The 11,246-nt window shown below is 72.9% G+C and carries 9 protein-coding genes; 3 read left to right on the forward strand and 6 right to left on the reverse strand.

The window, feature by feature from the left end; translation table 11 throughout:
- Positions 1-51: 51 nt before the first annotated feature.
- Complete coding sequence (locus tag ASE15_RS06080) at positions 52-414, reverse strand: MGMT family protein (RefSeq protein ID WP_056762163.1); 363 nt, start codon at positions 412-414, stop codon at positions 52-54.
- Positions 415-489: 75 nt separating this feature from the next.
- Between ASE15_RS06080 and eis the strand changes: the two genes are divergently transcribed.
- On the forward strand, positions 490-1,830 hold the full coding sequence (eis, locus tag ASE15_RS06085) for an enhanced intracellular survival protein Eis (protein WP_056762165.1): 1,341 nt from the start codon (positions 490-492) through the stop codon (positions 1,828-1,830).
- A 112-nt stretch (positions 1,831-1,942) separates the two neighbouring features.
- On the opposite strand, the gene ASE15_RS06090 is transcribed toward eis, so the two are convergent.
- Complete coding sequence (locus ASE15_RS06090) at positions 1,943-2,992, reverse strand: Fpg/Nei family DNA glycosylase (RefSeq protein ID WP_056762167.1); 1,050 nt, start codon at positions 2,990-2,992, stop codon at positions 1,943-1,945.
- Positions 2,993-3,094: 102 nt separating this feature from the next.
- Positions 3,095-3,553 (reverse strand): ribose-5-phosphate isomerase, encoded by a 459-nt coding sequence (locus ASE15_RS06095; RefSeq protein ID WP_056648578.1) that lies wholly within the window; start codon positions 3,551-3,553, stop codon positions 3,095-3,097.
- Between the two features lie 60 nt (positions 3,554-3,613).
- On the opposite strand from ASE15_RS06095, the gene ASE15_RS06100 reads away from it, so the two are divergent.
- Entirely contained in the window at positions 3,614-5,668 is a 2,055-nt protein-coding gene (locus ASE15_RS06100; protein WP_082618244.1) for a M13 family metallopeptidase, read from the forward strand.
- A 139-nt stretch (positions 5,669-5,807) separates the two neighbouring features.
- Here ASE15_RS06100 and ASE15_RS06105 read toward each other — a convergent pair whose 3' ends face one another.
- The 3 genes from ASE15_RS06105 to ASE15_RS06115 all read right to left on the reverse strand — a co-directional run bounded on the left by ASE15_RS06105 (position 5,808) and on the right by ASE15_RS06115 (position 8,453).
- The gene (locus tag ASE15_RS06105) at positions 5,808-7,064 is read right to left on the reverse strand and encodes a hypothetical protein (protein ID WP_056762172.1); all 1,257 of its coding nucleotides are present in this window, start codon (positions 7,062-7,064) and stop codon (positions 5,808-5,810) included.
- A gap of 160 nt (positions 7,065-7,224) precedes the next feature.
- On the reverse strand, positions 7,225-7,695 hold the full coding sequence (locus ASE15_RS06110; protein WP_056648571.1) for a hypothetical protein: 471 nt from the start codon (positions 7,693-7,695) through the stop codon (positions 7,225-7,227).
- Between the two features lie 101 nt (positions 7,696-7,796).
- Positions 7,797-8,453, reverse strand: coding sequence for a disulfide bond formation protein DsbA (locus tag ASE15_RS06115; RefSeq protein WP_369800568.1), 657 nt, complete (start codon positions 8,451-8,453; stop codon positions 7,797-7,799).
- A gap of 194 nt (positions 8,454-8,647) precedes the next feature.
- Between ASE15_RS06115 and pepN the strand changes: the two genes are divergently transcribed.
- The gene (gene pepN, locus ASE15_RS06120; RefSeq protein WP_056648569.1) at positions 8,648-11,209 is read left to right on the forward strand and encodes an aminopeptidase N; all 2,562 of its coding nucleotides are present in this window, start codon (positions 8,648-8,650) and stop codon (positions 11,207-11,209) included.
- Positions 11,210-11,246: the final 37 nt, after the last annotated feature.

Raw genomic sequence — 11,246 nt, forward strand, 5'->3', positions numbered from 1 at the left:
CGGAGCCCCGTGCGCGGTACGCCAGGCGTCGCTCGCACGGGGCTCCGGGACTCAGGAAGGCTGCTCGGGAAACCAGACCGCCCTGCGCAGGTCGACGCGCTCGCCGCTCGGCCGCAGGGGACACCCCTCGGCCCGCAGGTTCGCGAGCGCGGTCGTCAGGTGATGGGCCGGCGGGGATCCCGCAGCGTTGACCACGCGCCACCACGGCAGGTCCGCATCGCCGGGGCCGTCGCCGTCGGAGCGCGCGAGCACCTGGCCCACCTGGCGCGGGCCGCCCCGGCCCAGGGACTCCGCGACGATCTCCGCGACGAGGCCGTACGTCATGGCCCGCCCGCTCGGGATCGCCGCGACGAGAGCGAGCACCGCGTCCGCATACTCCTGGCGGGCGTCGGCAGGGTCGGTCTCGTGGTCCACCGGGCGAGCGTACCCGGCGCTTCCCCCCGACAATTCCCCTGGCACGCTCGCCCCGCACGCCCTGATGATGAGGGCATGACCACCCCCTCCCGCCGTCCCCTGCCCGCCGGCTACCGCATCGCGCCGCTCACCGAGGCCGACAAGCGCGCGCTCCTCGACGTGGACACGTGGGCCTTCCCCTCCGAGGTCGACCTCGACGAGCAGGTCGACCTCCCGCTGCCCCTGACCTGGTCGCGGACGTTCGGCGTGGTGAGCGAGCACCAGGACGCCGACGCCGTCCCGCTCGACGGCGCGGTCCCGACCGTGAGCGAGCTCGCGGCCATGCACTCCTCGTACCCGTTCTCCCAGTTCCCGGTGCCGGGCGGGACGCTGCCGGTGAGCGGCCTGACCTGGGTGGGCGTGCATCCGCAGCACCGTCGCCGGGGCATCCTCAGCGCCATGATCGACGTCCACTTCGAGCAGGCCAGGGCCGCGGGCGAGCCGGTCTCGGCGCTCTTCGCGGCCGAGGCCCCGATCTACGGACGCTTCGGCTACGGGCAGGCCGCGCAGGACCTGCGCCTGACCATCCCCCGGGGTGCAGCCCTGCGCGACGTCGCGGGCGCCGACGAGCACACGGTCCGCATCGAGAAGGCCGACCGCGCGCGGCACGGGGAGCTCGTCGACACCCTGCACCGCGCTGCCGGGGCCGACCCGGGCGGTCACGGCACGGGGATCAACCGGCCCGGCTGGGTCACGCGCGAGACGCCCGAGCTGCAGGAGTCGTGGTGGTCGGACCCGGCCGTGTTCCGCCGGGGCCGCGAGTCCGAGCGCATCGTGGTCGTCGAGCGCGACGGCGAGCCCCGCGGCTACGCGACCTTCCGCCGCAAGGTCGCGTGGGAGACCACGGGTCCGCGCGGCACGGTCAGCACGGGCGAGGTCGTCGCGCTCGACGCCGCTGCCGCCCGGGCCCTGTGGGGCGTGCTGACCGACCTCGACCTCACGAGCGAGATCGAGCCGTTCATGATCCCGGTCGACGACGCCATCACCCACCTCCTGGTCAACCCGCGCGCCGCGGCCGGGCGCGTGGCGGACAACCTGTGGGTCCGTGTGCTCGACGTCCCCGTGGCGCTCGCCGGACGCCGGTACGCCGGGGACGTCGACGTCGTCCTGCATGTGAGCGACGAGCGCGTCCCGGACAACTCGGGCCACTGGCGGCTGCGCGCCACGGCGTTCGGCGAGGCGACGTGCGAGCGCACCGACGACCCGGCCGACCTGTCGCTCGACGTGCGCGAGCTGGGCTCGGTCTTCCTGGGCGGGGTGTCGCTCGCCGCGCTCGCGACGGCCGGGCTCGTCACCGAGCACAGGCCGGGCACGCTGGGAGCCGCCGCCGCGGCGTTCGGGTGGCCCGTGGCGCCCGTGTCGAGCTGGGTGTTCTGACCGACTCCACGTCGAGTGCATGGTTCGGCTACGACACGCCGGGCGTGTCGCAGCCGGATCATGCACTCGACGGCCAGGAGAGGACCGGCTCAGCGGTCGGCGAGGCCTCGGGTCACCGCTGGCACGTCGGGCACCAGTAGAGCTTGCGGCCCGCGAGGTCCTTCATGAGCACGGGCGTGCCGCACACCCGGCAGGGCAGCCCGTCGCGGTGGTAGACGTAGAACGCCTGGTCGGCGGGCACCGCCCCGGTCGATCCGTCGGTGTTCTGGCGCACCTGCTGACGAGGGGCCCCGGGACCAGGAGCTGGGCGCGGGTGCGTGGCGCCGTCGGGCAGGCGGTCCTCCGGGCGGGTGGTGACGATCGCGCCCGTCGCGGCCCCCTCACGCATGAGGACGACCAGGTCCTCCCAGATCGCCCGCAGCGTCTCGGCGGGCACGTCGCGGCCCGCGGCGAGCGGGTCGAGACCCGCGCGGAAGAGCGCCTCGGCGCGGTAGATGTTGCCCACCCCCGCGACGACGTCCTGGTTCATGAGGAGCTGCCCCACGCTCGTGCGCGAGCGTCGCACGGCCGCCACGAAGCGGTCGGGGCCGCCCGCGGGGGGCGGGTCGTCGCGGATCGGGTCGGGTCCGAGCCGCGCCTCGACCGCGCGCACCTCGTCGGCGGACACGACCTCGCACGCCGTGGGACCGGTCAGGTCCGCGACCGCGTGGTCGCCGACCAGCCGCGCGCGCACGGCCCCGCGGGGCGGCGGAGGGGTCCACCCGTCCTCGCCCTGGGGGGCGAGCGACGCGAGCGGACCGGCGGGGATCGAGTCGCGCTCGCCGATGCGCTTGCGGGGCGCACCGATCGCGTGCACGACGGCGGAGCTCCCGTCCCCCGCGAACGTCCAGGCCCCGTAGAGGCCCAGGTGGACGCGGAGCCAGCGCAGCTCGTCGTCGGGAGGGACGGCGGGCGCACCGCCCGGACCCGGGCGTGCGGAAGTGTCGGCGAAGCCCAGGAAGAGCTGCTTGCCCCAGGCGCGCGAGGCGACCAGACGTGATCCGTCGAGCAGCGCCGCGCCCGCCTCGAACCGGCCCTGCGGGCTCGAGACCGCCAGGACCTGGCCCGCGAAGAGCTCGCCGAACGTCCGCGCGAGGCGGTGGACGGTGTGGCCCTCAGGCACGGGTCGCGCCGTACACCCCGCGCACGCGGGGAGTCGCCGACAGCCCGCGCACGCGGGAAGTCACCCGCAGCCCGCGCACGCCGGGCACGGAGAAGCCGGACCTCACGCCTGGTGGCGCGAAGCCTCGTAGGCGGCCAGCTGGTCGATGCGACGCTGGTGGCGCGCGTCGCCGCTGAACGGCTCGGCGAGGAACGCGTCGATGAACGACGTGGCCTCCTCGACCGTGTGCTGGCGCCCGCCGACCGAGATGACGTTGGCGTCGTTGTGCTGACGGGCCAGCTTCGCGGTGTCGAGGTTCCAGGCCAGGGCGGCGCGCACGCCGTCGACCTTGTTGGCGGCGATCTGCTCGCCGTTGCCCGAGCCGCCGATCACGACGCCGAGGCTCCCGGGCTCCGCGACGACGGCCTCGCCGGCCGCGATGCAGAACGACGGGTAGTCGTCGAGGGCGTCGTACTCGTGGGCGCCGTGGTCCACGACGTCGTGGCCCGAGCTCTTGAGGTGCGTGACGAGGTGAGCCTTGAGCTCGTACCCCGCGTGGTCCGCTGCAATGTGAACGCGCATGGCCCCCATCATCCCCGATGGACGCCCCGGATGCGTTCGCGCTCGCATAACCTGAGACGCATGACACAGACCACACCACACGTCGCGGGTCGCACGGCGGGCGCCGCCGGCACTGCGCGAACGGTGACCTCCGGCATCGACCTGTCCGCGATCGACCCGGCCGTCCGCCCGCAGGACGACCTGTACCGGCACGTCAACGGCAGGTGGATCGACTCGCACGAGATCCCGGCCGACCGCTCGATGGACGGCTCGTTCCGCGCGCTGCACGACCAGGCCGAGGAGCACGTGCGCGAGATCATCAAGGATGCCGCGGCCGCGGTCGAGGCGGGCGACGCCACGGGCGTCCAGGCACAGATCGGTGCGCTCTTCGCGAGCTTCATGGACACCGGCACGATCGAGGCGCGCGGCGTGACCCCGCTCGCCCCGGACCTCGCGCTGCTCGCGGCCGCGACGACCCAGGCCGAGCTGACGGGCGCGCTCGGCGCGCTCCAGCGCACGGGCGGGGCCGGCGCGTTCGGGTTCTGGGTCGACAACGACGCCAAGGACCCCGAGCAGTACGTCGCGTACCTGTACCAGGGCGGCCTGGGCCTGCCCGACGAGGCGTACTACCGCGAGGAGCAGTACGCCGACGTGCGCGCCAAGTACGTCCCGCACGTCGCACGCATGCTGACGCTCGCGGGCGTCACCGCGGACACGTGGGGCGCGACGCCCGAGGAGGCCGCCGAGCGCGTGCTCGCGCTCGAGACGCAGCTCGCAGCCCACCACTGGGACGTGGTGCGCGACCGCGACGCCGACCTCACGTACAACCCCATGACGCTGGGTGCCCTCGCCGGGTCTGCGCCGGGCTTCGACTGGCACGCGTGGGTCCTGGCCCTGGGGGCGCCCGAGGGGTCGCTCGACCACCTCGTGGTCCGCGAGCCGGGCTTCGCGACCGGGTTCGCCGAGCTGTGGCAGTCGGTGCCGCTCGAGGACTGGAAGCTGTGGGCCGTCTACCACCTGGTCTCGGCGCGCGCGCCGTACCTCACGGACGAGCTGGTCGAGGCGAACTTCGACTTCTACGGCCGTACGCTCTCCGGGGCGCAGGAGGTCCGCGAGCGCTGGAAGCGCGGTGTCTCGCTCGTCGAGGGCGCGCTGGGCGAGGCCGTGGGTGCGGTGTACGTCGAACGGCACTTCCCGCCGGCCCACAAGGCCCGCATGGAGGAGCTGGTCGCCTACCTCGTCGCGGCCTACCGCGAGTCGATCCTGGGGCTCGACTGGATGACGGAGGAGACCAAGGTCAAGGCGCTCGCGAAGCTCGAGGCCTTCACGCCCAAGATCGGGTACCCGGTCAAGTGGCGCGACTACTCGGCCCTCGTGGTCGAGGCGGACGACCTGCTGGGCAACGTGCGCCGCTCGAACGCGTTCGACCAGGACCGCGAGCTCGGCAAGATCGGCAAGCCGCTCGACCGCGACGAGTGGTTCATGACCCCGCAGACGGTCAACGCGTACTACAACCCGGGCATGAACGAGATCGTCTTCCCGGCCGCGATCCTCCAGCCTCCGTTCTTCGACCCCGAGGCCGAGGACGCGGTCAACTACGGCGGGATCGGGGCCGTGATCGGCCACGAGATCGGCCACGGTTTCGACGACCAGGGCTCCAAGTACGACGGCGACGGCCGCCTCGAGGACTGGTGGACGCCCGAGGACCGGGCCGAGTTCGAGATCCGCACCAAGGCGCTCATCGCCCAGTACGACGCGTTCCGCCCGGTCCAGCTGCCCGCGGACGGCCCGCACGTCAACGGCGCGCTGACGATCGGCGAGAACATCGGCGACCTGGGCGGGCTGTCGATCGCGCTCAAGGCGTACCGCATCGCGCTGGGCCGGCCGTTGTCGGAGGCGCCCGTGATCGACGGCCTCACGGGCATCGAGCGCGTGTTCCTCGGCTGGGCCCAGGTGTGGCAGTCGAAGGGCCGTGACGAGGAGGTCGTGCGCCGTCTCGCGACGGACCCGCACTCGCCCAACGAGTTCCGCTGCAACGGCGTGGTCCGCAACGTGGACGAGTTCTACGAGGCGTACGGCGTGACGGAGTCCGACGCGCTGTACCTCGCCCCGGAGGAGCGCGTCCGCATCTGGTGACCTCCCCTGACGGGCGCTGCCCCGGTCCCCGTCGGGGGACCGGGGCAGCGGTCGTCGCGGTGCCGGGGGCGTCCACCGCGGCTGGTCCGGCCCGACGGCGCCGCTCGCCCGGGTGCGTCACGCACCCGGGCGGTTGGCGTCAGAAGGAGGACAGCCCGGCCTTGGCCACGTTGAACCCCTTGCCGGTCTCGCTGTCCGTGCAGCGCATGCCGGTCTTGGAGCTCGTGCACGTGTACGTCCCGACCGTCTTGGTCTGGTCGTACTCGAGCACGGCCACGTCGTCGCCGGCCTTCTGCGGCTGGGCGGCGGCCGGGACGCACGGGATGTCGACCCCGTCCGCGGTGAGGGTCACGAGGTAGCCCGTGGTGCCCTTGCACCCCTCGACGGGTGCGGGCTGCGACGCGAGCTCGGCGATCCCGCACGAGATGCCCTGGTCACCGATCGTGCAGGTGATGTTCTTGCTGGGCGTCGTGACGGTCTCGCCCGTGACCGCGACCGGGGCGTCCTCGGCCGGGGCCTCGGGGGTCGCCGCGGGCGCCTCTGCGACCGTACCCTGCCCCTCGGGCGTCGCCGGGTCCTCGCCGCCGCCCGCCAGGCTGATCGCGAACGCGATGACGATCGCGACGAGGACGACGTCGACCGCGATGAAGGCGATCCAGCCAGGGCTGAGCCGACGGCCACCACCCGAGCCGCCGCCCTTCCCCGGGCCCTTCGGCCGTGCCGGGGGCTGCGCGGGCCCTGCCGGCTGCGCCTGCTCGGCGTAGGTCGGCTGGTAGGGCTGCGCGGCCGGCTGAGGTGCGTACGCCTGTTGCTGGGGAGCCGCCTGCTGCGGCTGGTAGGCGACCTGGGCCTGGTAGGCGGCCTGCTGCGCGGCCGCCTGCTGGGCGGCTTGGCCCGAGCCTGGGGCGAACGCGGGCGGGGGCGGCTGGTACGCGGGCTGCTGCTCGTAGACCGGCTGGGCCGCGGGGGCGACGGGCTGCGCGGGCTGGTACGCCGTCGCCTGCTGGTCCTGGCCGTAGCCCGGCTGGGCCGGCGGCTGCTGGTAGGCCGGCGGCTGCGCAGCGGGCACGGGCGCCTGGTAGGCCGTCGCCTGACCGTCGCCGTACGACGGCTGCGCGGGCTGGTACGCCGTGGCCTGCTGATCCTGGCCGTAGCCCGGCTGGGCCGGCGGCTGCTGGTAGGCCGGCGGCTGCGCAGCGGGCACGGGCGCCTGGTAGGCGGTCGCCTGACCGTCGCCGTACGACGGCTGCGCGGGCTGGTACGCCGTGGCCTGCTGGTCGGGCGACGGAGGGTTCGGGTACGTCACGGGCTGCTGCGCCGCCGGCTGGAAGGCCGGCGGGCGCTGGGCAGGCTCGGAGTGCGGGGGCGGCGGAGGCACGGGGGCGTTGCCGGACATCACAGCTCCTCAGGGGACTGGACCCCGCAGTTTCGGGGCAGAAGTACGCAGCATGGCACGACGATCCTGCGTCGGTCGAACCGCACCCCTGTCCGATGAGTCCCCTATGCACCCCATGCGAGGTCGGCGTTCCGGACTCCTGTCCCCTGCTCGGGGCGGGTCAGCGCACCTGCTCGTGAACGTGGACCCCGGTCCCGGGGCGCCAGGTCTCGGTCCGGACGCTCTCGCCGTCGACAGTCGTCAGCGCGACGCGTGCGAGGTCGATCCAGAACAGCCGGAAGGACTCGCCTGGGCCCTCCGCCCCGGCCGCCCCGATGCGGAGCGCGTCGTCGGCCGAGGAACCGCGGGCGGTGCCGTCGATCTTCACGTCCCCGCTGGTCATCGACCCGTCGCCCGGGTTGGAGTGCAGCACGAACCGCGGGTCGAGCCGCAGGTCCATCGACTTGCCCGAGCGCGACGCCGAGCCGATCCACGCCTCGTCCCCGGCGAAGCCGACCTCGGTGCCGCTGACCCGGGGCGAGCCGGTGAGCGTCCGCGTCGCGAGGACGTGCTGCGAGGTCGCCTCGAAGCGGGCGCGCACCCGCGCGGCGAGATCGGGGGCGTCGTCGACGAACTGCTTCCATGAGGCCATGCCGCGATCCTTCCACGTCGGCCGAGGCGCCCGACCCGGAGGGACGACGACGGCGCGCCTCCGGCCCGGGCCGGGGACGCGCCGTCGGGCGGGAGGGTCCGTCAGTCGAAGACCGGGCCCTGCGTGCGCGTGCGCTTGAGCTCGAAGAAGCCGGGCGTCGAGGCGACCAGGACGACCCCGTCCCACAGCCGTCCAGCGTCTTCGCCCTTGGGCGCGGGAGTCACGACCGGACCGAAGAACGCGACGTCGCCGAACGCGACGACGGGCGTCCCCACGTCCTCGCCCACGCGTGAGATGCCCTCGGCGTGCGAGGCGCGCAGCTCGGCGTCGTAGCGGTCGCTCGTCGCGTGCTCGGCGAGCGACGCAGGGAGGCCGACCTCGGCGAGCGCCTCGGCGATCACCGCGTCGAAGTCGCTGCGCCCACCGGGGTGCAGGCGCGTGCCGATCGCGTCGTAGAGCGGCTTGACGACCTCGTCGCCGTGCTCCTGCTGCGCCGCGATCACGACACGGACCGGACCCCAGCCGCGCTCCATGAGGTCCCGGTACTTCTCGGGCAGCTCGCGACCCTCGTTGAGGACCGACAGGCTCATGACGTGCCAGCGCACGCTCACGTCGCGGACCGTGGAGACCTCGTCCATCCACCGGCTCGTCATCCACGCCCAGGGACACAGGGGGTCGAACCAGAAGTCAGCGGTACGCACGGGGGCGTCGGTCTCGCGCAGGTCGTCAGCGATGTCCGACGTCGTCACAGCAGTCACGTGGTCAGGTCTCCTCGGTGGGTCGAAGGTCTCGCGAGGGCAGGACGGACCTGCTCCCCGAGCACTCAACGTCGCCCGTGCCCCGGTCATTCCTGCAGGCCAGGCATGCTGCGCAAAGTCCGCGACCGGCCGGTCGCCGCGTGGGAGAATCGTCGTGGCCTACCGGCCAGCCCGATCCGTACTGAGGAGATGTTGTGCCCGGAGAGAACCTCACCCGCGCCGAAGCCGCCGAGCGCGCTGGTGTCGTCACCGTCCGTTCCTACGAGGTCGCGCTCGACCTCACGACCGGACCCACGACGTTCGGCTCGACCACGGTGGTGCGGTTCGCCGCGACCCCCGGGGCGAGCACCTTCATCGACCTGATCGCACCGACGGTCCACGAGATCACCCTCAACGGTGAGGCTCTCGACGTCGCGCAGGTCTTCGCGGACTCCCGCATCCAGCTGTCGGGCCTTGCCGCCGAGAACGAGCTCCGCGTCGTCGCGGACGCCGCGTACACCAACTCGGGCGAGGGCCTGCACCGCTTCGTCGACCCGGTCGACGGCGAGGTCTACCTGTACAGCCAGTTCGAGGTCCCCGACTCGCGCCGCGTGTTCGCCGCGTTCGAGCAGCCCGACCTCAAGGCCACGTTCCAGTTCACGGTCACCGCGCCGTCCGCCTGGCAGGTCGTGTCGAACTCCCCGACGCCGGCGCCCGTCCCCGCGACCCACGCGACCGACTCCACGGTCGAGGCCTCGACCTGGGCGTTCGAGCCCACGCAGGTCATCTCGACCTACATCACCGCGATCGTGGCGGGCCCCTACGTGGTCGAGCGTTCCGAGCTCACGTCGTCGGACGGACGCGTGATCCCGCTCGGCGTGTTCGCACGCAAGTCCCTCGCGCCGCACCTGGACGCCGACTACATCTTCGAGAAGACCCGCCAGGGCTTCGCGTTCTTCGAGGAGAAGTTCGACTACCCGTACCCGTTCGCCAAGTACGACCAGCTCTTCGTGCCCGAGTTCAACGCCGGGGCCATGGAGAACGCGGGCGCCGTGACGTTCACCGAGACGTACGTCTTCCGCTCCAAGGTGACCGACGCGATCAAGGAACGCCGCGTCGTGACGATCCTGCACGAGCTCGCGCACATGTGGTTCGGCGACCTGGTCACCATGAAGTGGTGGAACGACCTGTGGCTCAACGAGTCCTTCGCCGAGTGGGCCTCGACGCTCGCGACCGCCGAGGCCACCGAGTGGCACGAGGCCTGGACGACGTTCGCGGCCATGGAGAAGTCCTGGGCGTACCGCCAGGACCAGCTCCCCTCGACGCACCCGATCGTCGCGACGATCAACGACCTCGAGGACGTGCAGGTCAACTTCGACGGCATCACCTACGCCAAGGGCGGCTCGGTCCTCAAGCAGCTCGTCGCCTGGGTCGGCATCGACGCGTTCATGGCCGGCGTGGCCCAGTACTTCAAGAAGCACGAGTACAAGAACACCGAGCTGAGCGACCTGCTCACCGAGCTCGAGGCCACGAGCGGGCGCGAGCTCGGCTCGTGGTCGCGGCTGTGGCTCGAGACCGCGGGTGTCAACACCCTGCGCCCTGAGATCGAGCTCGACGCGCACCACCGCATCGTGTCGTTCTCGGTGCTCCAGGAGGCCCCGGCCGACTACCCGACGATCCGCCCGCACCGCCTCGCGATCGGCTTCTACAACGTGGTCGGCGGCAACCTGGTGCGCGAGCACCGCGTCGAGATCGACGTCGACGGCGTCCGCACCGAGGTCCCCGAGCTCGCAGGGCTCGACCGTCCGCAGCTCGTGCTGCTCAACGACGACGACCTGGCGTACGCCAAGATCCGTCTCGACGAGTCCTCGCTCGAGGTCGCGATCGAGCACCTCGCGGACATCACGGACCCGCTCGCCCGCTCGCTCGTGTGGGGCTCGGTCTGGGACGCGACACGCGACGGCGAGACCCCGGCAGGCGAGTACGTGCGCCTGGTCCTCGGCAACATCGCCCGCGAGACCGAGTCCACGACGATCCGCACCACGCTCAACCAGCTCGCGCTCGCGGCGAAGTCCTACGTGACGCCGGGCAAGCAGGCCGCGACGCTCGCGGTCGTCGGCGACGAGCTGTGGCGCCTGGCCCAGTCGGCCCAGGCCGGCACCGACGCGCAGTTCCAGTTCGTGAAGTTCTTCGCGCACCTGGCCTCGACGCCGGCCCACGCCGACGCGCTGCGCGGGCTGCTCGACGGGGCCGTGACGCTCGAGGGCCTCGAGATCGACACCGACCTGCGCTGGGAGATCCTCGAGGGCCTCGTCCTCCTGGGCCGTGCGGACCAGGCCGAGGTCGACGCCGCGCTCGCCCAGGACCACACGGCCACGGGCCAGCAGTCGGCCGCACGTGCGACCGCGACGGCCCCGACGACCGACGCCAAGCTCGCCGCGTTCGCGTCGCTCGTGGACTCGGACGAGGCGCCCAACGCGATCGTGCGCGCCACGACGCAGGGGTTCCAGCACGTCAACGACCCGGCCGTGCTGGCCCCGCTCGTCGAGAAGTACTTCGCCTCGCTCACCACGCTGTGGGCCGAGCGGAGCTACCACATCGCCGAGACGCTCGTCGTGGGGCTCTACCCCGCGCCGCTCGCGAACGCCGAGCTGCGCGACGCGACCCAGGCCTGGCTCGACTCCCACACCGACGCGGCCCCCGCGCTGCGCCGCCTGGTCGTCGAGAACCTCGCAGGCGTCGAGCGGGCGCTCGCAGCGCAGGCTGCGGACGTCTGAGGCTGACGCACCGCTGACGACAGGACGCCGGGGTGGA

It is taken from the genome of Oerskovia sp. Root22, from assembly GCF_001429135.1.
GTDB lineage: Bacteria > Actinomycetota > Actinomycetes > Actinomycetales > Cellulomonadaceae > Oerskovia > Oerskovia enterophila.